This window comes from Anoxybacillus sp. MB8, assembly GCF_011006755.1.
GTDB classification, from domain to species: Bacteria; Bacillota; Bacilli; order Bacillales; family Anoxybacillaceae; genus Anoxybacillus; species Anoxybacillus gonensis.
In genome coordinates, this window is record NZ_RXXX01000047.1 from 1 (window position 1) to 20,993 (window position 20,993).

Consider the following 20,993-nt stretch of genomic DNA (forward strand, 5'->3'; position numbering starts at 1 on the left):
ACGATCGATCCAAACGCTCATCAAGCTGTCCAAACTGCCATATCGCAAGACGATCGATACGTTTGATTTTACCGCGCAGCCTTCGGTGGATGAGCGCCGGATTCGAGAACTGCTTACCTTATCGTTTATTGATCGAAAGGAGAATATCCTCTTTCTCGGTCCACCGGGGATTGGAAAGACGCATCTGGCTATTTCGATTGGAATGGAGGCGATCGCAAGAGGGTATAAAACGTATTTTATTACCGCCCATGATTTGGTCACTCAGTTAAGAAGAGCCGACCAGGAAGGAAAGTTGGAGAAAAAGCTTCGTGTCTTTGTGAAGCCAACCGTTCTCATTATTGATGAAATGGGGTATCTAAAACTGGACCCGAACAGCGCTCATTACTTATTTCAGGTCATCGCCCGTCGGTACGAACATGCCCCGATTATCCTCACCTCCAACAAAAGCTTTAGGGAATGGGGAGAAATCGTGGGAGACTCGGTTTTGGCGACAGCGATGTTAGATCGATTACTGCATCATTCCATCATTTTCAACCTAAAGGGGGAAAGCTATCGATTACGGGAAAAAAGACTCCAACAAGAAAAACAGAAGGATCAATGAGGTCCTTCTGGGGAATTTTAAACCGGCGATTTTGGGAAAAAAATAATCGGCCTTGACACATTAATGACAAACTTCACTGTATTTGAAAACGTTGAACTCCCATTATTAAAACGAAACATGTCAAAAAAGGAGCGACGCGAAAAAGTTGAATATTACTTAAACAAGCTTGGCATTTTTCATTTGCGACAAAAGAATGTTTCTAAGCTATCGGGGGGACAGAAGCAACGAGTTGCTATTGCGAGGGCGATGGTAGCGGAAACGAACATCGTTTTAGCTGATGAACCGACAGGATCGCTTGATCGTCAAAATGGTGAGAAAGTAATGGAGCTCCTTCAGCAAATGAACGAAGAGGGGAAATGTATCATTGTCATTACACATGATGAAAAAATAGCTTCTTATGCTAATCGCATGATTTATCTTAGTGATGGATGCATTCAGCTAGATAAGGGAAAGGGGTAGTGTGAATGAGCAGAAAGTTGTTGCTTTTGTTCGGCAGTCTTACGTTTATTGTTTTGTTAGGTATATTTTATTATACGTTCATATACAAAGAGACTTTTGAATCATCCGCAGAGGGATTATTTTTACCTGAACAGTATGAGGAAAAATATCGTGTTTTCGAAGCAACCATTGAGGTGAATAAAATAAAGTACGAAAAGTTGCATATTAACCATCGCATTCAGCTCAAAGGCGGTAGTTTGACATATGAGCTGTACGATCCAAAAGGAAATATCATCGATCGAGGGGAAGTCACGATTGCGCAACCGTTAAATAAGCAATTGAATGTAACGCCACAAAAAGGAGTATGGAGGGCGAAATATTACACAAACAAAGATACAGATGGAAAATACATATCGATATTTAAATCTGGTGAGAAATAAAATATGTCGATAACTACTGACTTTCCTATACAACAAGCCAACTACCTACATCATATAAAAGTTGAGATAAGGGACGTCCGATGAAGGATGTCCCTTCTTTTTGTTTATGGTACACTAATAGGGGAAAGCGAGGGACGGATGGTGAAACAAACGAAGACGAATGCTGTGCGCATGCTCGATCGCACACGTGTGCCATATGAATTGCTCACTTATGACTATGCCGATGGGCAAATTGATGGGAGATCGGTTGCGAAAAAAATTGGACAACGTGAAGAGATTGTATATAAAACGCTTGTGACAAAAGGGACGAGCGGACAACTTTACGTGTTCGTCATCCCTGTCGCAGCGGAGTTGCATGTAAAAAAAGCGGCGGCTGTTGTTGGAGAAAAAAGCGTGCATATGTTGCCTGTGGGATACATTGAAAAAATGACAGGGTATGTGCGCGGCGGTTGTTCACCAATTGGGATGAAAAAAATGTACGACACGTATGTTGACGAATCAGCTCTTGCGCACGAGCAAATCATTGTGAGCGCAGGAAAAATTGGCATGCAAATGAAGCTTTCTGTTCAAGACTTATTAAAGTTGACAAATGGGAAAACCGCACATGTCATTAAAGCGTAGGAGGGTTGTCGCATGCGAATGGCAAAAGAGGAAGAACAGCAATGGTTAGCACAACGTATAGAAGAAGGATTGTTAACTGACGACAATCGCTTGCTTTGGGAAATGATTTTGCCAAGTCGCTTAAAGCGGATGTACGATGTGTTAAGCGAACGAACAAGATATATTACGATTTTGACTGAAGCGGTTGATGATCCGCACAATCAAGCAGCGGTGTTACGTTCAGCCGAGGCGTTTGGCATTCAAGACGTTCATGTTGTCGCCGGAGCGGCTCCGTTTGAACCGAATAAATGGGTGACGCGACATGCGGACAAATGGTTAACTGTGCATAAACATTCATCGATTGAACAGGCCATTCGCCACCTCCAACAAAACGGCTATCAAGTATATGCAAGCTATTTAGGAGAAGGAACGATTCCGCTTGAACAAATTGACGTAGCGAAACCGACAGTGCTTTTGTTCGGGAATGAGCATCGCGGAGTATCCGAAGAGGCGCTTGCTTTGGCGGACGGGAAGTTTATCATTCCGATGAATGGATTTGTGCAAAGCTTTAATATTTCCGTTGCTGCAGCGATCTCTCTTTACGATGTCACGAAGCGAGCAAAACAAGAGGCGAATGGGCGCTACTATTTGTCGCTTGCGGAAAAGAAGGAAATATATGAGCATTGGATGAAACTCTCGCTTAGTCCGCGGTTAAGAAAAATGGTAGAAAGTCAAATGGGAGGACGCAATGATTGAAGCAGTTATTTTTGATTTAGATGGCGTCATTGCTGATACGGTTGAGCTGTACTATATTGCGACAAAACGCGTCGCCGATGAAATAGGAGTGCCCTTTGATCGACAGCTCAATCAAAAGCTTCAAGGTATGAGCAGACAGGCGATGGTTGAGGCGCTTCTTGGAGAAAAGGCGCGTGAATGGTCGGAAGAAGAAAAGCGAGCCCTTGGCGACCGGCGCGGTCAATATTATCGTGTGTTGATCGAGCAATTGTCGCCAAGTGACGTGTTGCCGGGAATGATAGATCTCCTTCGCGACATTCAGCGCGACGGTGTCCCGATGGCGCTCGCATCGTCAAGTTCAAATGCAAGTGTAGTTGTTGAGCGGCTTGGTGTGCGTTCATTTTTCGACGTCATCGTCGACGTAAAAACAATTACGCGCATGAAGCCCGATCCAGAAATCTTTTTAACGGCCGCTAAACATCTTTATGTCGATCCGCGCTTTTGTGTTGCCATTGAAGACGGTGAGGCAGGGATGAAGGCGATTAAGCAAACAAATATGTTTTCCGTCGGTATCGGGAATCATTTGGCATCTTTATCTCCAGACTGGCTCGTGCAACGGACGGAACAATTGACATGGGATGAGTTGAAAGTAAAATTTATGCAAAAAGCTGGTCAATGACGACCAGCCTATTTTGCGCCTAATATTTGTTTTGCTTTTTCAACACGTTCTTCTGATGGTGTCGGGATGCCTTCAAGCGGATATGTCAGCCCGAGCGCTTTCCATTTGTACACGCCGAGTTGATGATACGGAAGTACCTCAATTTTTTCGACGTTGCGTAACGTACGAATGAAGTCAGCTAAGCGATGTAAATCTTCTTCATCGTCTGTGACGGTTGGAACGAGCACATGACGAATCCAGACGGGTACGTTTCGCTCAGATAATAAACGAGCAAAAGCTAAAATATGTTCATTTGTTTTTCCTGTTAGTTTCCGATGTTTTTTTTCATCGATATGTTTTAAATCTAGCAAAATTAAATCTGTATATTGAAGCAATTCATCAAGCTTTTGTTGGAACGACGGCTCCGTCGTATAACATCCCCCTGATGAATCAATCGTTGTATGAATGTCAAGCTGTTTACAACGGCGAAATAGCTCGATTAAAAAATCGATTTGTAAAAGCGGTTCTCCGCCACTTACTGTAATCCCGCCGCCAGATGCTTGCATAAACGGCAAGTATGTTAGGGCATCAGCGATGATTTCATCGACGGACATTTGCTTTCCTTTGCCAATTTCCCACGTATCTGCGTTGTGGCAATATTGACAACGTAATAAACAGCCTTGTGTAAAAATGACGTAGCGAATACCGGGACCATCCACCGTTCCGCATGATTCAATCGAATGAATAAATCCGTTCATATTGTTTTCCTCCTAGGTAGAAAGCTCCCACAATGTGTGGGAGCTTCCATTACATAGTTTCATGGAACGTCCGATTAATGACGTCAATTTGTTGTTCGCGTGTTAATTTAATAAAGTTCACCGCATAGCCTGATACACGAATGGTGAGCTGCGGATATTTTTCTGGGTGCTCCATCGCATCGAGCAACGTGTCGCGGTTAAAGACGTTGACGTTCAAATGGTGACCGCGTTTTTTAGCATATCCGTCTAAAATTGCCACAAGGTTTTGAACGCGTGTTGCATCATCTTTACCGAGTGCTTTTGGCACGATTGAGAACGTGTTTGAAATGCCATCTAATGCATATTCATACGGTAATTTTGCGACAGAGCTTAACGACGCAAGCGCACCTTTTGTGTCGCGGCCGTGCAATGGGTTAGCACCAGGTGCAAACGGTTCGCCTGCGCGACGGCCGTCAGGTGTATTTCCTGTCTTTTTCCCATAGACGACGTTTGACGTGATTGTTAAGATCGATGTTGTATGTTTTGAATCGCGATACGTTTTATGTTTGCGCAATTTTGTCATGAAGCGCTCAACAATATCGACAGCAATCGAATCTACACGATCATCGTTGTTACCGTATTTCGGGAAGTCGCCTTCAATTTCAAAGTCGACAGCTAAGCCATTTTCATCACGAATCGTTTTTACTTTCGCATATTTAATCGCACTTAATGAGTCAGCGACAACGGACAACCCAGCGATACCAGTTGCCATCGTGCGCAAAATGTGCGTATCGTGAAGCGCCATTTCGATTCGTTCATAACAATATTTATCATGCATGTAATGGATGACGTTTAACGTATTAATATACAACTCTGCTAGCCATTCCATGACGTTATCAAACTTGCGCATCACTTCGTCGTAATCTAAGTATTCAGATGTGATTGGCGCAAATTCTGGACCGATTTGCACTTTTAATTTTTCATCTACGCCGCCATTAATCGCATATAATAATGCTTTTGCAAGGTTTGCACGCGCGCCGAAAAATTGCATTTGCTTGCCGATTCGCATCGCGGATACGCAGCACGCAATGCCGTAGTCATCGCCGAACTCAGGGCGCATTAAATCGTCATTTTCATATTGGATAGAGCTTGTTTGAATCGACATTTTCGCGCAATATTTTTTGAACGCTTCTGGCAATTGTGTGGACCAAAGCACCGTTAAGTTTGGTTCCGGTGCAGGCCCTAAGTTGTCGAGCGTATGCAAGAAGCGGAACGAGTTTTTCGTCACAAGCGGACGGCCGTCAATCGCGACACCGCCGATCGACTCGGTTACCCACGTTGGGTCGCCGCTAAATAGCTCATTATATTCTGGTGTTCGCGCGAATTTGACGAGGCGTAACTTCATAACGAAATGGTCAACGAGCTCTTGTGCTTCCCGTTCTGTTAATGACCCTTCTTGCAAGTCGCGTTCGATATAAATATCTAAAAACGTAGAAACGCGACCTAAACTCATTGCTGCACCGTTTTGTTCTTTAATCGCCGCAAGGTAAGCGAAATATAGCCATTGGAACGCTTCGTGTGCATTGCGCGCTGGTTTAGAAATATCGTAGCCGTAACTTGCAGCCATTTCTTTTAATTCTTGAAGGGCGCGAATTTGTTCAGCTAATTCTTCACGAAGACGAATGATGTCTTCACTCATTGTACGCGCACCTGTGTTGCGTAAATCTTTTTTCTTCTCTTCAATTAAGCGATCAACACCGTATAAGGCCACGCGACGATAGTCACCGATAATGCGACCGCGTCCATATGCGTCAGGAAGCCCTGTAATGATTCCTGCTTTGCGCGCCGCTTTCATTTCGTCCGTATATACGTCAAATACGCCTTGGTTATGCGTTTTACGATATTGAGTGAAAATTTTCTTTACTTCATCGCTTACTTGGTAGCCGTACGCTTCGCATGCTTGCTCGGCCATGCGAATACCGCCAAATGGCATAAGCGCCCGTTTAAACGGTTCGTCTGTTTGGAAACCGACGACTTTTTCAAGTTCTTTATTCAAATAGCCAGGTCCGTGCGACGTAATGGTCGATACGATTTCCGTATCCATGTTGAGAACGCCGCCTTTTTCGCGTTCTAGTTTCGAAAGTTCCATCACTTGTTCCCAAAGTTTTTTCGTCGCTTCCGTCGGACCTTGTAAAAACGATTCATCCCCTGTGTAAACGGTTACGTTATTTAAAATAAAATCGCGAACGTCAATTTCTTTTTTCCATTTATCACCTTTAAACGTTCTCCAAGCGTCCATTAACGCTTCATGTACAGTCAGTAGCGCCATTATAATCTCCTCCCATTCATTCAGGATAATAAAAATATCCCCTATATAAAGAATACTACTTTTTAACAAGGTGAGGAGCATAAAGGATTGAAAAATTTGTGAAAAGTTGATCAAAAACATTTTTTAAAATAAAGATTTTTCCAAAAATTATTTTTATAAAATTTGTTGCATAAAAACAAAAAAGCTGATAATATGTGAAACATGAGGAGCATAACATGTTTATACACAAGCATTTATTATTTTACAGCAAATAGTAAGGGGGAATAACAATGGTGAAAAAAGGAATGATTGCAACGCTTGTCTTTATGCTTATGTTTGCGCTTGTTGGATGTGGTAGTTCGACAGAAAAAACGGCGACAACAGAAAAGAAAATTACTGTCGTCACAGATGCGGCGTTTGCCCCATTTGAATACATGGATAAAGGGGAAATTGTCGGTTTTGATGTCGATTTATTAAAAGCTGTCATGAAAGAAGCTGGACTAGAATATGAATTAAAAAACATCGGTTGGGATCCATTGTTTGCGGCTATTCAAGGGAAAACAGCGGATATGGCCGTTTCAGGAATTACAATTAACGATGATCGGAAACAAACGTATGACTTTTCTATTCCGTACTTTGAATCGACACATATGATTCTTGTTAAAGAAGGAAGTTCGATTAAAAGCGCGAAAGATTTACAAGGAAAAGTTGTCGGCGTCCAAAACGGTACAACTGGACAAGAAGCGGTTGAGAAGATTTTAGGAAAAGAGAATAAAAATATTAAAAAGTTTGAGAATACGGTCGTTGCGATTATGGACTTATTAAACGGTGGTGTGGAAGCCGTTGTCACAGATAATGCCGTCGCCAACGAATACGTAAAAAATAATCCAGATGCTAAAATTGTAGCGTTCGAAGACCCAGAACATTTTGAATCTGAATTTTACGGCTTTATGTTCCCGAAAGGAAGCGAGTTAAAACAAAAAGTAGACGAAGCGTTGAAAAAAGTCATCGAAAATGGCACGTACACAGAAATTTACAAAAAATGGTTTGGTGCAGAACCGAATATTGAATCATTACAACAACAGCAATAACGTTGATGTAAAAATTGCGTAACTTTAGACAGTTACGCAATTTTTACAAAGGGAAAGGTGATTAATGATGGATTTTCGTTTCAATATGATTGTTGAATATGCACCGTTTTTTTTGAAAGGAGTGCTCTGGACGATCGGCTTATCGTTAGTTGGCATTTTTTTCGGGACGATTCTCGGTTTAGCCATCGGGCTCGGAAAAATGGTTCAAAGCCGCCTCGTTCGTCTTCCTTTTGATTGGTACGTTCATTTTTTCCGTGGCACGCCATTATTCGTACAAATTTTGCTTATTCATTTTGGTGTGATGCCTATTTTTACGGCTCAACCGAATCCGCTCGTATCTGGCGCAATTTCTTTATCTTTAAACGCGGCTGCATATATTGCGGAAATTTTCCGTGCTGGCATCCAGTCCATTGATCGCGGTCAAATGGAAGCGGCCCGTTCGCTTGGAATGACACACGTACAGGCAATGCGTTACATCATTTTGCCACAAGCCATTAAACGAATGATCCCACCGCTCGGCAATGAATTTATCGTTCTCATTAAAGATTCGTCTCTTGCGGCAATTATTGCGGCACCTGAACTGATGTACTGGGGACGAGCAATGCAAGGGCAATATTATCGCGTCTGGGAGCCGTACTTAACTGTTGCGCTCATTTACTTAGTGCTTACCCTCTCGTTAAGCAAGTTGCTACATCGGTTAGAAAGAAGGTATGATGCATGATTCAAGTGACAAATTTAAAAAAATCGTTCGGATCGCTACAAGTGTTAAAAGGAATTGATGTACACATTCATGAAAAAGAAGTGGTCGTCGTTATCGGCCCTTCTGGTTCAGGAAAGTCGACATTTTTACGTTGTTTAAACTTGCTTGAAGATTTTGATGAGGGGGATATCATCGTTGACGGATTTCATTTAAAGGATCCGAAAACGGATTTAAATAAAGTGCGTGAAGAAGTTGGCATGGTGTTTCAACGATTTAACTTATTTCCGCATATGACGGTGCTTGATAATATTACACTCGCCCCGATGAAAGTGCGCAAATGGTCGAAAGAAAAAGCGACAGAAAAAGCGATGCAGTTGCTTGCGAAAGTCGGTTTACAAGATAAGGCACACGTATATCCGGATTCATTATCCGGTGGACAGGCACAGCGTGTTGCTATTGCTCGTGCGCTTGCGATGGAGCCGAAAGTGATGTTATTTGACGAGCCGACGTCTGCGCTCGATCCGGAAATGGTCGGGGAAGTGCTTGCCGTCATGAAGCAACTAGCGAAAGAAGGCATGACGATGGTCGTCGTGACGCATGAGATGGGATTTGCGCGTGAAGTCGGGGATCGCGTTCTCTTTATGGACGGTGGAGTGATTGTAGAGGAAGGAACACCACAACAAATTTTTGATGCACCACAACATGAGCGAACGAAGTCGTTTTTATCTAAAGTGTTATAAGAAAAAGGTGTCCCATGTTGTCAGGACACCTTTCGTTTTTTTATGCTAATAATTGTTTTTCTAATGCCACTTCAACAGGAACGAAGTCGTAACCGAGGTCGCGTGCGACTGCTTCGTATGTGATTTCTCCGTTTGCGACGTTTACACCAAGGCGTAATGCAGGGTTGTCTGCGACCGCTTTGTGTACGCCTTTATTTGCAATTTGTAGTGCATATGGCATTGTGACGTTTGTAAGTGCAAGTGTTGATGTGCGTGGCACAGCTCCAGGCATATTCGCTACTGCGTAGTGAACGACGCCGTGTTTCACATATGTTGGGTTGTCGTGCGTTGTTACATGGTCGCTCGTTTCAACAATCCCGCCTTGGTCGATCGCTACGTCAACGATGACTGAACCTGGTTGCATCGCTTTGACCATTTCTTCTGTCACTAATTTTGGCGCTTTTGCTCCTGGGATTAATACTGCACCGATCACAAGGTCAGACTCCGCAACAGCTTGTGCGATGTTCATTGGGTTAGACATAAGCGTATTAATTTGGCTTCCGAAAATATCGTCAAGTTCACGTAAACGTTCTGCGCTTAAGTCGATAATCGTGACGTTTGCACCTAAGCCGATCGCCACTTTTGCTGCGTTCGTTCCGACGACACCGCCGCCAATGATCGTTACTTTTCCGCGGCTAACGCCTGGAACTCCGGAAAGAAGAATACCTTTTCCGCCTTTTGTTTTTTCAAGAAATTGGGCACCAATTTGTGCTGCCATCCGTCCTGCTACTTCGCTCATCGGTGTCAAAAGCGGTAACGTACGACCAACTTGTACCGTTTCATAAGCGATTGCGATGACGCCTTTTTCTTTTAGCGCACGCGCTAACTCTGGTTCAGCAGCGAGGTGTAAGTATGTGAACAATACTAATCCCGGACGGAAGTATTCGTACTCGCTTGGTAGCGGTTCTTTTACTTTCATTACCATATCCGCTTGCGCCCATACATCTGCGGCACGTTCAACGATTTGTGCGCCTGCTTGAACGTAAGCTTCATCTGTGAAACCGCTTCCAATTCCTGCATCTTTCTCAATGATGACAGTATGTCCATTGCTGACGAATGACATAACGCCAGCTGGTGTAATCGCTACACGATTTTCATTATTTTTAATCTCTTTTGGAACACCAATAATCATGTGCTGTTTCCCCTTTCATGTTGTCTTTCGTTATTATCTACAGTATAAATGTTTTTTATCATTTGTTGTTTGTTTAGAAAAGAGAAAGAAAAAACAAGCTTTTGTGGATTTCCACAAAAGCTATGTTATCCGATATTTGTCTAATTTCATATCGATATATAGTTTTACTTTTTCGCTCATATTGCTTAAGTCGATGTTTCCAATTTCACTTATTCGCTTCAGACGGTAAGCGAGTGTATTCGGATGAATATTGAGCGTTTTCGCCGTTTCATTGACGTTGCTGTCACAGTCAAGATACGTTTCAATCGTCTCCACTAAGTTGGTGTGATGCTGTGCGTCGTACTGTTTCAGCTTTTCGAGCGCAACGTTGTGGAAATCCCCATGTCGTTTTTGTTCAAAAAGTAAATCAAAAAATTGATACATGCCAAGATGCTGATAGCTTTGAATATTCGCAAGTTGATGAGGAAAGGCGCGTTTCATTTTTAATACCGTTTGTGCTTCTTCATAACTTTTTGCAATTTTTGTGTAGCACTCATATACATTTCCGAACGCCCCCATCATAATGTCGACGCGAAATCGCTCTTTCATTTGCGTCATAAACGAGCGAAAAAATCGCTCAATGTGCGATTCCCCGTAGACGTTCGAGCTTGGAGCGACGAGCACGATAAGCCGCTGATGGTCGATCGTATAAAGCGGAATAGCGAGTTGTTGTGTCGTTTTTAATAAATAATCAATTTGCCGCTCCACTTGCGTTTGAATCTGTTGTTGAAATTGAAAAATGCCAACAGAAAAAAACGGATATACATGCACATTTAATTGGTGACATTGTTCAACGATGTCGTGAGGAGAGGAAACATGCCCTGTTAGTAGTTTCCAAAAAAACTCTTGAATGCGCTCTTCTTTTTTATGTTTGCGAATTTGCAATTGCAACAACAAATTTTTTGCTGCTTTCGCTGCTTGTTTTAACAAATGGAACTGTTGCTCTGTCCACGGCTCATTCATTTCAATTGCCCAAATAAATCCGAGCACCTCTTTATTTTTCCAAATCGAAATGGCGATGCGATTGCCGAGCCCTACTTCTGAAATTTCTGCGACACGAACAGGCTCTTCACCCTGCAAAAGTTTTGGGATCACCCCTTCACGCCATAAACTATTAATGACACGCTCTGGTACGCGACGATGAATGATGGTTGCCGTACGGGCAGGATCGGTGTAATGCTCATGTCCACTATAAGCAATTAAGCGATGGTTTGCATCTTCAATCGTAATCGGACATTGCAATAACTCGCTCACACGATCTGCAAACTCCTCTAAACTTTCAAAATGAGTGGCAAAAGGATTCATTACATCCACTCCGTTTCTTACGTTGTTTTTACGATTATTGTAGCATATTGACAAATGAAAGAGCTTACTTTACTCTATAAGTGAAAAAGTCGCATATTGTGGGATTGTGACTGCGTTGCAGGCAAGACCTAAAACGGATGAAAGAAGGTTTCTTTCTTGCGTTTTAGGTCTTTTATTTTTATCCAAATAATTCTTTAGGAAGGAGATATTTCAAATGTTTCGTTTGTTTCGTAAGCGTGAAGAGGTCATTGTTTCCCCTTTAACAGGAAATGTACGATCGCTTGAAAATGTTCCAGACCCTGTGTTTGCCCAGAAAATGATGGGCGATGGCTTTGCGATTGAGCCAACAGATGGTGTCGTTGTTTCACCGATTCATGGAGAAGTAGTACAAGTGTTCCCGACAAAACATGCTGTTGGCTTGCGTTCGGATGAAGGATTAGAAATTCTTATTCACGTTGGCATTGATACAGTTCATATGCATGGAGAAGGATTTGAAGCGTACGTGAAAGCAGGGGATCGTGTGAAGGCCGGGGATTTACTTTTGTCGTTTGACTTGGCGCTTGTGCAACAAAAGGCGAAAAGTCTCCTTACCCCAGTAGTGATTACAAACGGGGAGGTGGTAAACGAGTGTCATCGAGAGCATATAGAACAAGCAGAAAGAGGAAGTACTGTTTTAATGAAAGTGAAATTGAAATAATATATATGTGATAAAACAATCGGTGTTAAGGGGACGAAGATGACGTTGCGAATCCATAAAATTTTGAACAATAACGCTGTCGTTGTATTGGATGAAGGGCAAGAGAAAATTGTAATGGGACCAGGAATTGCTTTTCAAAAAAAGAAAAATGATATTGTACCTCGTGCAAAAATCGAAAAAATTTTTGTGATGGAAGAAGAGAATGAAAAGTTCCAAGAGTTGTTACGTACCCTTCCAGAAGAGCACATTGATATCGCGGAAGAAATTATTAGCCATGCTGAAGGTGAATTGCAAGCACCGTTAAACAATCATATTCATATTGCATTGACAGACCATTTATCATTTGCGATTGAACGGATTCAACAAGGGTACCAAATACAAAATAAGTTGTTAAATGAAATTAAAGTGTTGTATAAAAAAGAATATCAAATAGGTCTTTGGGCAAAACAACTGATTCGAGAACGTCTTGGTATCGACATTCCTGATGACGAAGTTGCCCATATTGCTCTTCATATTCATACAGCGAAAATGGACGCAGCCAGCATGAACAGAACGTTAAAACAAACGACTTTAATTCGAGAAATGATCGATTTGATGAAACAAACATTACATGTTCATATTGACGAAGAAGGAATATCTTACCAAAGACTTGTAACACATTTGCGTTTTGCACTGAACCGAATTGAAAACGGTGAGTTGTTTCATTCGATGGATGAAGAGATGTTAACGCTCATTCAAAAGAAATACGAAAGAGAGTTTGCATGCGCTGTTGCGATGGCTGAATATGCAAAAAAGGAATACGGAATCCAATTTCCTGTCACCGAGTTAGCTTATATTACGCTACACATTCAACGCTTAACCACAAAATAATCATTTTGTAGAATATTGACGAATTTTGAATAATAAGCTAAAATGAAAGCGGATAAAAAATGAAATATCGTAGGATTGTTACTGCATAAGCAGGCAAGACCTAAAATGTACGACGATGTTTAAGGAATTCGTATGTACATTTTAGGTCTTTTTGTTTTCTATCATTTTATATGCAGAGGAGGAGTTTATATGAATTACGAACACATAACAAAGCAACTTTTGTCTTTGCTTGGTGGAAAAGAAAATGTCATTAGTGCGGTTCATTGTGCAACTCGTCTTCGTCTTGTTTTAAAAGACGAAAAGAAGGTTAATCAACAAGCAATTGAACAACTTGATGGGGTCAAAGGTGCATTTTCTAGTTCCGGTCAGTATCAAATTATTTTTGGTACAGGTGTTGTCAACAAAGTATACGAACAGTTTGTCAAAGAAGCAGGTTTACAAAACGTAAGTGCCGATGTGCACCAAGAAGCAGTCAAGCAAAAGATGAATCCGATCGCTCGTCTCGCGAAAACGTTGTCAAATATTTTTGTTCCAATTATTCCAGCCATTGTAGCTAGCGGATTGCTTATGGGATTGCTCGGGATGATGAAGGCGTTCAAATGGGTAGCGCCAGATAGTGCATGGATTGTATTACTTGATATGTTCTCAAGTGCTGCTTTCATTATTTTGCCGATTTTAATTGGTTATAGTGCTGCGAAAGAATTTTGGGGAAACCCGTTTCTAGGAGCAGTGATCGGCGGAATTATGACTCATCCTGCTTTGTTGAATCCTTGGGGATTAGGAAGTGCTGAACCTGAGTATTTGCATTTTCTCGGTTTTGATATCGCAATGATTGGATATCAAGGAACGGTCATTCCAATTTTGCTTGCAACATATGTCATGAGTAAAATCGAAAAAAGCTTGCGAAAAGTCGTTCCACACGCAGTCGACTTGCTTGTTACACCATTTATTACGGTTATTTTAACAGGTTTCACTGCGATTTTAGTCATTGGTCCACTTGGAAATATAGTTGGGAAAGGAATTACAACAACGTTAAACTTCATATATGACACAGGTGGAGCGCTTGCAGGCCTCATTTTCGGTGGTCTGTATTCGATGATTGTAATCACAGGTGTTCATCATAGTTTCCATGCGATTGAAGCCGGATTGCTTGCGGATATTGGTAAAAACTATTTATTGCCTATTTGGTCAATGGCAAACGTTGCTCAAGGTGGAGCGGGTTTAGCAGTATTTTTAAAATCAAAACGGACGAAAACAAAAGAAATCGCTTTGCCAGCTGCATTTTCTGCTTTTCTAGGCATTACTGAGCCTGTTATTTTTGGGGTTAACTTGAAATATCGAAAACCGTTTATTGCAGCAGCTATCGGTGGTGCTGTCGGTGGTGCGTATGTTGTATTTACAAACGTTGTGGCAAATGCGTACGGATTAACTGGTATTCCAATGATTGCGATCGTGGCACCGATGGGGATGGCGAACTTAATAAACTATTTAATCGGCTTTGCAATTGCGGTTGGTACAGCATTTGTGGCAACATGGATATTAGGATTTAAAGAAGAATAAGGCGAGCGAATAACTCGCCTTTTTATGTAGGAGGGAATGATGATGAAGCAAGGAATTATTAGTCTTGGTGAAGTGTTAATTGATTTTATTCCACTAGATGCAACAAATCGGTCGTATCAAAAAAGTCCAGGGGGAGCGCCGGCAAATGTTGCGGTTGGTGTCGCACGGCTCGGTGTTCCATCGACGTTTCTAGGGAAAGTTGGTCGCGATGTATTAGGCGTTTTTCTAAAAGAAACGCTTGATGCATATGGAGTGAATACATCTTTCCTTCAATTTAGTGATGATGTTCGCACAGGTGTTGTTTTTGTAACGTTAGCGGAAAACGGAGAACGGAGCTTTGATTTTTACATTAACCCGAGCGCTGATCGCTTTTTATGCGAAGAAGAAATTGATGAGTCGTTATTTCGGACACATCGCATTCTTCATTTTGGTTCGATCTCACTGATTAGTGAGCCAGCACGAAGCGCTACAAAGCGAGCTGTTATGCTAGCTAAAGAAAACGGCATGATCGTTTCATATGATCCAAATTTACGCCTCGGTTTGTGGGAAGGTGAAAAACAAGCTCGCGAAATGATTATGTCGATGTTAAGAGAGGCAGATGTACTTAAAATTTCTGAAGAAGAGTTGACATTTATTACGGGAGAGAAAGATATTCAAAAAGGTATTGATGCCCTTGCCCCATACAATATTCCTCTCATCGTCGTTACGCTAGGGGAAAACGGTAGTTATGCGTTTACGAAAGAAGGATCCGTCTTTACGCCAGCGCTTAAAGTAGAGGCGGTTGATACGACAGGAGCCGGTGATGCTTTCGTTTCTGGCATGCTGTATTGCTTGCACGAAAGAGAAGGAACAATTGATTCGTTATCCCTTACGGAAATTGAACAAATGGCGCGTTTTGCGAGCGTTTCTGGAGCGTTAGCTGCATCAACGAAAGGAGCAATGACAGCGTTGCCAACACGCGATGAAGTCGAACGTATTTTACGCGAAGGTTGGTCGAAATGAAATCATTGAACGAAAAAAAACAAATACAGCTTGCGGAAGAAGAAGTAAAAAAATATGCTTCAATTGTTGAAAGTGACCCAAATCGTTTGCGTTATCATTTAATGCCTCCTGTCGGATTAATGAACGATCCAAATGGACTGATTTATTGGAAAGGGACGTACCATGTGTTTTATCAGTGGATGCCGTTTCAAACGACACATGGAGCAAAATTTTGGGGACATTATACATCGCGTGACTTTGTTCATTGGGAAAGACAAGTGCCTGCATTAGCTCCAAGCGAATGGTTTGATCGAAACGGTTGCTACTCCGGAAGCGCTGTGGACAATGATGGTGTACTTACACTTTTTTATACAGGGAATGTCAAAGACGATGACGGAACACGCCATACGTATCAATGTATGGCAGTATCAAGTGACGGTGTTCGCTTTGAGAAAAAGGGAGTTGTTGTTCATCTCCCAGACGGTTACACGGCTCATTTTCGTGACCCAAAAGTGTGGAAGCATGAAAACAAGTGGTATATGGTGATTGGCGCACAGAGCGAGCAATTAGATGGGAAGGCAGTATTATTTCGCTCTGATGATCTCATGCATTGGGAGCATGTCGGTGCTATAGCAGGAGGAGAGGACGGAAACTTTGGGTACATGTGGGAGTGCCCAGATGTATTCCGTTTAAGCGGAAAAGATGTACTGATCGTTTGTCCGCAAGGATTGCAACCGGAAGGCATGCACTATCAAAACGTATATCAAGCAGGATATTTTGTCGGACAGTTAAATTATGAAACAGGACAATATGTACACGGTACATTTACTGAGCTGGATCGAGGGTTTGAATTTTATGCGCCACAAACGATGGTCGACGAGCATGGGCGTCGCGTGATGATTGCTTGGATGGGGGTACCAGATCAAGACGAAGATCAGCACCCGACAATTGCTTATCGATGGGTACATGCATTGACATTACCGCGTGAACTCGTTTTAATCGGAGATAAATTATATCAGCGTCCGATTGAGCAGTTGCAGTTGCTTCGGAGTGACGAAGTTCATCATCCAAATGTATTCTTGCAGAAGGAAGTTAGGCAATTTGATGGTGTAAAAGGAAAAACGGTTGAACTGCTACTTAAACAGATCGATGGTAAAGGTGTTTTCTCCATTCATATACAAAACAATGTTTCATTTTCATATGATTTTGAACAAAAAGTTGCGACGTTAGAGAGAGAAAGTTTTGCTCGAAATGGCATGAAAGAGAAACGACAATGTTTATTATCACAATTACACACGATTCACATGTTTATCGATACGTCGTCTATTGAAATTTTCTTAAATGATGGAGAAGAAGTATTTACGGCGCGGTTTTTCACGAAAGAAGAAAATGAACATATCTCATTTCAGACAAATGCGGAAGCTTCGTTTCATTTATCTAAATGGAAATTATGTTAAAACTTTTTCTTGTCAAATGTTCAGTTTTTTTCGTATGATGAAAGAAAAGGGAGTATTCCTTCAAATATGGAAGGTTGCTCCTTTTTCATTCATAAATAAAAGGTGATGAAGCGATGGAGCAAGATAAGCTAAAAAAAGTCGTTGAAGCAGCAAAATTGTATTATTTACTAGACTACAATCAAAACGACATTGCAAAAAAGCTTGGCGTATCGCGGCCGACGGTGTCGCGTCTACTACAGCAAGCAAAAGAAGAAGGAATTGTAGAAATTAAAATTAACGATCCGGCTGAAGATATTCAACAGTTAGCAAAACAGCTTGAACAAAAGTTCAATCTAAAAAAAGCAATTGTTGTATCGGTTCCAGAACATCAAGATGGCATTATTAAAAAATATGTAGGAAAAGAGGCCGCCGAGTATTTACGTTCGATCGTCAAAGACGGCGATGTGATCGGTGTGACGTGGGGAACAACGTTGTATCACGTTGCATTACAGCTAAAGCATAAACATGTCAAAGACGTGAAAGTTGTGCAATTAAAAGGTGGCGTTAGTTTATCCGAAACGAATACGTTTGCGTCAGATATTTTGCACTTGTTTGGAAGCGCCTTCAATGCAACGGTGCACCATTTGCCGCTACCTGCAATCGTGGATCATGTCGTTGTTAAGCAGGCGATGGAGGCGGACCGCCACATTCGCAAAATTCTTGATCTCGGTCGGCAAGCGAATATTGCTGTATTTACGATCGGACCAATTAAATCAGAGTCGCTATTGTTCCAGCTTGGTTATTTTACAGAAGAAGATTTACAAACGATTTATTCAAAAGCTGCTGGTGACATTTGTTCGCGCTTTTTTGATCAAAATGGAAAACTATGTAGCGAAGAGCTCAATGCACGCACGCTTGGCATTGAGTTAGAAGAGCTCAAAAAGAAAGAATATTCGATTGTCATTGCGGGAGGCATTCATAAAGTGGCTGGCATATACGGCGCGTTGAAAGGGAAATACGCCAACGTATTAGTGACAGATCAATTTACTGCCGAATGTTTGCTAGAAAAAGAATAAAGAAACGACAAATGGGGGAAAAGAAAAAAGCCCCCTTTTATTTATGTATTTATGCAAAAAGGAAGAAACATTTAGCGAAACCATGAATTTTCTTTGACATTTGTTCATGTTAACGTTTACATATGTTCTTTTTCCTGTTATATTGATTACGTAATCAAAATTCAGCTTATAGGAGTGTTCAACATGAATATCGTTTGGGGACTTGTTGGTATTGTCGTTGTCCTTGGGATCGCTTTTCTTTCTTCAAACAACCGCAAAGCGATTAATCCGCGAACGATTTTAGGTGGTCTCGCGATTCAAGTCGCTTTTGCGTTTATCGTTTTAAAATGGGAAGCAGGGAAAGCAGCATTGCAGTGGTTAACAAATGGTGTCACAAACATTATTAACTATGCGAACGAAGGAATTAACTTTTTGTTCGGTGGTGTGTTTGCGGCAAAAGGAATTGGATTTGTGTTTGCGTTCCAAGTGTTGCCGGTCGTCATTTTCTTCTCCGCATTAATTTCTGTTCTTTACTACATTGGTGTGATGCAATGGATTATCAAAATGATCGGTGGTCCGCTTGCGAAATTGCTCGGAACGAGCAAAGCGGAGTCTATGTCAGCAGCGGCAAACATTTTCGTCGGTCAAACGGAAGCGCCTCTTGTTATTCGTCCGTATTTATCTAAAATGACACAATCGGAATTGTTTGCAGTTATGACAGGAGGATTGGCATCTGTTGCTGGTTCTGTGCTCGTTGGTTACTCGCTTTTAGGTGTTCCGCTTGAATATTTACTTGCGGCAAGTTTCATGGCAGCGCCAGCAGGATTAGTTATGGCGAAAATGATTGTGCCAGAAACAGAGCCGATTAAAGAAGATGAGCATTTTGAGATGGAAAAAGACGAAGAATCAACAAACGTCATCGACGCAGCTGCGCGCGGAGCAAGCGATGGTTTGAAGTTAGCGTTAAATATCGGTGCGATGTTGTTAGCGTTTATCGCTCTTATTGCGTTAATTAATGGGTTGCTTAGCGGCATCGGTAATTTGTTTAATTACGAAGGTTTGACGCTTCAGAACATTTTAGGATTCCTCTTTGCGCCTATTGCATTTGCGATTGGTGTACCGTGGTCTGAAGCGGTGACAGCTGGTGGATTTATCGGACAAAAATTAATTTTAAACGAATTTGTTGCGTATTCATCATTCGCACCACAAATTCCAGATTTATCTGCAAAAACGGTAGCGATCGTTAGCTTTGCGCTATGTGGATTTGCTAATATTTCTTCGATGGGTATTTTACTTGGTGGATTAGGAAGCTTAGCGCCAAATCGTCGTAGCGACATTGCGCGCATGGGCTTAAAAGCTGTCCTTGCTGGTATGCTTGCTTCATTGTTAAGCGCATCCATTGCGGGTATGTTTATTTAAAAAACAAGGAGGAATGAATGATGAACATTGCTAGCATGATTGATCATACGTTATTAAAACCAGAAACAACGAAAGCACAAATTGAAAAATTAGTGGAAGAAGCGAAAAAATATGAATTTGCATCTGTATGTGTGAATCCAACATGGGTGAAATTCGTTGCTGAGCGTTTACAAGGAACGAAAGTAAAAGTGTGTACAGTCATCGGCTTTCCGTTAGGAGCGACAACACCAGAAGTAAAAGCGTTTGAAACAAAACAAGCGATTGAAAATGGTGCGCAAGAAGTCGATATGGTCATCAATATCGGTGCGTTAAAAGACGGCGATCATGAGCTTGTAGAGCGCGACATTCGTGCTGTTGTTGATGCAGCAAAAGGAAAAGCTTTAACAAAAGTGATTATTGAAACAGCGTTGTTGACAGATGAAGAAAAAGTGCGCGCATGCGAAATTGCCGTTCGTGCTGGGGCAGATTTCGTTAAAACATCAACAGGATTCGCAAGCGGCGGTGCAACAGTAGAAGACGTTGCATTAATGCGCAAAACAGTTGGTCCAAACGTTGGCGTAAAAGCATCTGGCGGCGTGCGCAGCGCAGCGGACGCAAAAGCGATGATTGATGCAGGCGCAAACCGTATCGGTACAAGTTCTGGACCAGCAATTATGGAAGGAACAACTTCAAACGAAGCATACTAATGGAGGCATTGACCTATGAAAGAAGTATTACTTAGCTTACTTGCTGGGCTTGTTGTCGGGATTTTGTTTAAGTTTTTACGTTTGCCATTGCCAGCTCCGCCTGTATTGGCAGGAATGATGGGGGTATTTGGCGTATATTTAGGTGGCGTCGTTGCCGATTGGTTAATGAAGACGTTTTTTAACTAAACAGCCCAAGAAGGGATGATCAACAATGAATAAACAACAGTTAATTGAAGCGGCAAAACAAGCGAGGGAGCGGGCGTACGTTCCGTATTCCAAGTTTAAAGTTGGAGCAGCACTATTAACGAAAGATGGAAAAGTGTACGGTGGCTGCAACATCGAAAATGCATCATACGGTTTATGCAACTGCGCTGAGCGTACAGCTTTATTTAAGGCGTACTCAGAAGGCGATCATGAGTATGCGATGTTAGCCGTCGTTGCAGATACGGAGCGACCAGTTCCGCCGTGTGGCGCATGCCGTCAAGTCATTGTTGAATTATGTGATCCAAATATGCCTGTCATTTTAGCGAATATGAAAGGCGATATGCAGGAAACAACAGTAAAAGAACTTCTTCCTGGAGCGTTTTCAAAAGAAGACTTGCGATAAGCGTCGGTTTTTCCCGACGCTTTTTGCATGTGCGCTCGGCATGGGTGCAATCTCTAGGGTGAAAGTCCCGAACTGCGAAGGCAGAAGTAGCAGTTAGCTTAACGCAAGGGTGTCCGTGG

23 protein-coding genes are annotated in these 20,993 nt (G+C 42.0%); 19 read left to right on the forward strand and 4 right to left on the reverse strand.

All coding sequences use genetic code 11. The annotated features are described in order from the left end of the window. The 6 genes from istB to pgmB form a co-directional block, all read left to right on the forward strand. Window positions 1-601: IS21-like element IS5376 family helper ATPase IstB (gene istB / locus EKC99_RS13190; protein ID WP_163152260.1), on the forward strand; the 601-nt coding region annotated here is incomplete at its 5' end. A gap of 63 nt (window positions 602-664) precedes the next feature. Then, the gene (locus EKC99_RS13195) at window positions 665-1,060 is read left to right on the forward strand and encodes an ABC transporter ATP-binding protein (RefSeq protein WP_256368747.1); all 396 of its coding nucleotides are present in this window, start codon (window positions 665-667) and stop codon (window positions 1,058-1,060) included. Between the two features lie 5 nt (window positions 1,061-1,065). Then, window positions 1,066-1,479: a hypothetical protein gene (locus tag EKC99_RS13200; protein WP_163152262.1), complete on the forward strand. Its 414-nt coding sequence runs from the start codon at window positions 1,066-1,068 to the stop codon at window positions 1,477-1,479. A gap of 138 nt (window positions 1,480-1,617) precedes the next feature. Then, window positions 1,618-2,100 (forward strand): Cys-tRNA(Pro) deacylase, encoded by a 483-nt coding sequence (ybaK, locus tag EKC99_RS13205; protein WP_240468885.1) that lies wholly within the window; start codon window positions 1,618-1,620, stop codon window positions 2,098-2,100. Window positions 2,101-2,118: 18 nt separating this feature from the next. Beyond that, window positions 2,119-2,835 (forward strand): TrmH family RNA methyltransferase, encoded by a 717-nt coding sequence (locus EKC99_RS13210; RefSeq protein ID WP_163152270.1) that lies wholly within the window; start codon window positions 2,119-2,121, stop codon window positions 2,833-2,835. Next, entirely contained in the window at window positions 2,828-3,493 is a 666-nt protein-coding gene (gene pgmB / locus EKC99_RS13215) for a beta-phosphoglucomutase (RefSeq protein ID WP_163152264.1), read from the forward strand. Before EKC99_RS13210 ends, pgmB begins: the two co-directional genes overlap by 8 nt. An 8-nt stretch (window positions 3,494-3,501) precedes the next feature. Here the strand turns inward: pgmB and pflA are convergent, their stop codons facing one another. After that, the gene (pflA, locus tag EKC99_RS13220; protein WP_055440842.1) at window positions 3,502-4,230 is read right to left on the reverse strand and encodes a pyruvate formate-lyase-activating protein; all 729 of its coding nucleotides are present in this window, start codon (window positions 4,228-4,230) and stop codon (window positions 3,502-3,504) included. A 49-nt stretch (window positions 4,231-4,279) separates the two neighbouring features. Then, window positions 4,280-6,538 carry a formate C-acetyltransferase gene (gene pflB, locus EKC99_RS13225; RefSeq protein WP_163152266.1) on the reverse strand — a complete coding sequence of 753 codons (2,259 nt, stop codon included), beginning with the start codon at window positions 6,536-6,538 and terminating at the stop codon, window positions 4,280-4,282. Window positions 6,539-6,807: 269 nt separating this feature from the next. Between pflB and EKC99_RS13230 the strand changes: the two genes are divergently transcribed. The 3 genes from EKC99_RS13230 to EKC99_RS13240 all read left to right on the forward strand — a co-directional run bounded on the left by EKC99_RS13230 (window position 6,808) and on the right by EKC99_RS13240 (window position 9,048). Continuing rightward, window positions 6,808-7,608, forward strand: a complete 801-nt coding sequence (locus tag EKC99_RS13230; protein WP_019416470.1) for a basic amino acid ABC transporter substrate-binding protein — start codon at window positions 6,808-6,810, stop codon at window positions 7,606-7,608. 67 nt (window positions 7,609-7,675) lie between these two features. Then, window positions 7,676-8,329: an amino acid ABC transporter permease gene (locus EKC99_RS13235; RefSeq protein WP_009361029.1), complete on the forward strand. Its 654-nt coding sequence runs from the start codon at window positions 7,676-7,678 to the stop codon at window positions 8,327-8,329. Next, a complete protein-coding gene (locus tag EKC99_RS13240) occupies window positions 8,326-9,048 on the forward strand; it encodes an amino acid ABC transporter ATP-binding protein (protein WP_019416468.1) in 723 nt (240 codons plus the stop codon). Before EKC99_RS13235 ends, EKC99_RS13240 begins: the two co-directional genes overlap by 4 nt. 40 nt (window positions 9,049-9,088) lie before the next feature. Here EKC99_RS13240 and ald read toward each other — a convergent pair whose 3' ends face one another. Beyond that, window positions 9,089-10,219, reverse strand: coding sequence for an alanine dehydrogenase (ald, locus tag EKC99_RS13245; protein ID WP_009361027.1), 1,131 nt, complete (start codon window positions 10,217-10,219; stop codon window positions 9,089-9,091). A gap of 120 nt (window positions 10,220-10,339) precedes the next feature. Beyond that, on the reverse strand, window positions 10,340-11,563 hold the full coding sequence (locus tag EKC99_RS13250; protein WP_033383149.1) for a PucR family transcriptional regulator: 1,224 nt from the start codon (window positions 11,561-11,563) through the stop codon (window positions 10,340-10,342). A gap of 214 nt (window positions 11,564-11,777) precedes the next feature. Between EKC99_RS13250 and EKC99_RS13255 the strand changes: the two genes are divergently transcribed. From EKC99_RS13255 to EKC99_RS13300, 10 genes are all read left to right on the forward strand, one after another. Next, window positions 11,778-12,260, forward strand: a complete 483-nt coding sequence (locus tag EKC99_RS13255) for a PTS sugar transporter subunit IIA (RefSeq protein WP_019416466.1) — start codon at window positions 11,778-11,780, stop codon at window positions 12,258-12,260. 39 nt (window positions 12,261-12,299) lie between these two features. Next, window positions 12,300-13,130 carry a PRD domain-containing protein gene (locus EKC99_RS13260; protein ID WP_019416465.1) on the forward strand — a complete coding sequence of 277 codons (831 nt, stop codon included), beginning with the start codon at window positions 12,300-12,302 and terminating at the stop codon, window positions 13,128-13,130. A 189-nt stretch (window positions 13,131-13,319) separates the two neighbouring features. Next, window positions 13,320-14,690 carry a sucrose-specific PTS transporter subunit IIBC gene (locus EKC99_RS13265; protein ID WP_019416464.1) on the forward strand — a complete coding sequence of 457 codons (1,371 nt, stop codon included), beginning with the start codon at window positions 13,320-13,322 and terminating at the stop codon, window positions 14,688-14,690. Window positions 14,691-14,726: 36 nt separating this feature from the next. Then, window positions 14,727-15,692: an aminoimidazole riboside kinase gene (locus EKC99_RS13270; protein ID WP_019416463.1), complete on the forward strand. Its 966-nt coding sequence runs from the start codon at window positions 14,727-14,729 to the stop codon at window positions 15,690-15,692. Then, complete coding sequence (locus EKC99_RS13275; RefSeq protein ID WP_026011438.1) at window positions 15,689-17,128, forward strand: glycoside hydrolase family 32 protein; 1,440 nt, start codon at window positions 15,689-15,691, stop codon at window positions 17,126-17,128. The genes EKC99_RS13270 and EKC99_RS13275 overlap by 4 nt, the downstream gene beginning before the upstream one ends. Before the next feature lie 113 nt (window positions 17,129-17,241). Next, window positions 17,242-18,183, forward strand: a complete 942-nt coding sequence (locus tag EKC99_RS13280; protein ID WP_019416461.1) for a DNA-binding transcriptional repressor DeoR — start codon at window positions 17,242-17,244, stop codon at window positions 18,181-18,183. 183 nt (window positions 18,184-18,366) lie between these two features. After that, on the forward strand, window positions 18,367-19,581 hold the full coding sequence (locus EKC99_RS13285; RefSeq protein WP_026011437.1) for a NupC/NupG family nucleoside CNT transporter: 1,215 nt from the start codon (window positions 18,367-18,369) through the stop codon (window positions 19,579-19,581). Between the two features lie 17 nt (window positions 19,582-19,598). Beyond that, a complete protein-coding gene (gene deoC, locus EKC99_RS13290) occupies window positions 19,599-20,267 on the forward strand; it encodes a deoxyribose-phosphate aldolase (RefSeq protein ID WP_009361022.1) in 669 nt (222 codons plus the stop codon). Window positions 20,268-20,282: 15 nt separating this feature from the next. Further along, the gene (locus EKC99_RS13295; protein ID WP_003397112.1) at window positions 20,283-20,453 is read left to right on the forward strand and encodes a XapX domain-containing protein; all 171 of its coding nucleotides are present in this window, start codon (window positions 20,283-20,285) and stop codon (window positions 20,451-20,453) included. Between the two features lie 25 nt (window positions 20,454-20,478). Further along, a complete protein-coding gene (locus tag EKC99_RS13300) occupies window positions 20,479-20,874 on the forward strand; it encodes a cytidine deaminase (RefSeq protein ID WP_019416459.1) in 396 nt (131 codons plus the stop codon). Window positions 20,875-20,993: the final 119 nt, after the last annotated feature.

Coding starts and splice junctions, on each gene's coding strand:
- EKC99_RS13195 (WP_256368747.1), top strand. CDS start 665: ATGACAAACTTCACTGTATTTGAAAACGTTGAACTCCCATTATTAAAA.
- EKC99_RS13200 (WP_163152262.1), top strand. CDS start 1,066: ATGAGCAGAAAGTTGTTGCTTTTGTTCGGCAGTCTTACGTTTATTGTT.
- ybaK (WP_240468885.1), top strand. CDS start 1,618: ATGGTGAAACAAACGAAGACGAATGCTGTGCGCATGCTCGATCGCACA.
- EKC99_RS13210 (WP_163152270.1), top strand. CDS start 2,119: ATGGCAAAAGAGGAAGAACAGCAATGGTTAGCACAACGTATAGAAGAA.
- pgmB (WP_163152264.1), top strand. CDS start 2,828: ATGATTGAAGCAGTTATTTTTGATTTAGATGGCGTCATTGCTGATACG.
- pflA (WP_055440842.1), bottom strand. CDS start 4,230: ATGAACGGATTTATTCATTCGATTGAATCATGCGGAACGGTGGATGGT.
- pflB (WP_163152266.1), bottom strand. CDS start 6,538: ATGGCGCTACTGACTGTACATGAAGCGTTAATGGACGCTTGGAGAACG.
- EKC99_RS13230 (WP_019416470.1), top strand. CDS start 6,808: ATGGTGAAAAAAGGAATGATTGCAACGCTTGTCTTTATGCTTATGTTT.
- EKC99_RS13235 (WP_009361029.1), top strand. CDS start 7,676: ATGGATTTTCGTTTCAATATGATTGTTGAATATGCACCGTTTTTTTTG.
- EKC99_RS13240 (WP_019416468.1), top strand. CDS start 8,326: ATGATTCAAGTGACAAATTTAAAAAAATCGTTCGGATCGCTACAAGTG.
- ald (WP_009361027.1), bottom strand. CDS start 10,219: ATGATTATTGGTGTTCCAAAAGAGATTAAAAATAATGAAAATCGTGTA.
- EKC99_RS13250 (WP_033383149.1), bottom strand. CDS start 11,563: ATGAATCCTTTTGCCACTCATTTTGAAAGTTTAGAGGAGTTTGCAGAT.
- EKC99_RS13255 (WP_019416466.1), top strand. CDS start 11,778: ATGTTTCGTTTGTTTCGTAAGCGTGAAGAGGTCATTGTTTCCCCTTTA.
- EKC99_RS13260 (WP_019416465.1), top strand. CDS start 12,300: ATGACGTTGCGAATCCATAAAATTTTGAACAATAACGCTGTCGTTGTA.
- EKC99_RS13265 (WP_019416464.1), top strand. CDS start 13,320: ATGAATTACGAACACATAACAAAGCAACTTTTGTCTTTGCTTGGTGGA.
- EKC99_RS13270 (WP_019416463.1), top strand. CDS start 14,727: ATGATGATGAAGCAAGGAATTATTAGTCTTGGTGAAGTGTTAATTGAT.
- EKC99_RS13275 (WP_026011438.1), top strand. CDS start 15,689: ATGAAATCATTGAACGAAAAAAAACAAATACAGCTTGCGGAAGAAGAA.
- EKC99_RS13280 (WP_019416461.1), top strand. CDS start 17,242: ATGGAGCAAGATAAGCTAAAAAAAGTCGTTGAAGCAGCAAAATTGTAT.
- EKC99_RS13285 (WP_026011437.1), top strand. CDS start 18,367: ATGAATATCGTTTGGGGACTTGTTGGTATTGTCGTTGTCCTTGGGATC.
- deoC (WP_009361022.1), top strand. CDS start 19,599: ATGATGAACATTGCTAGCATGATTGATCATACGTTATTAAAACCAGAA.
- EKC99_RS13295 (WP_003397112.1), top strand. CDS start 20,283: ATGAAAGAAGTATTACTTAGCTTACTTGCTGGGCTTGTTGTCGGGATT.
- EKC99_RS13300 (WP_019416459.1), top strand. CDS start 20,479: ATGAATAAACAACAGTTAATTGAAGCGGCAAAACAAGCGAGGGAGCGG.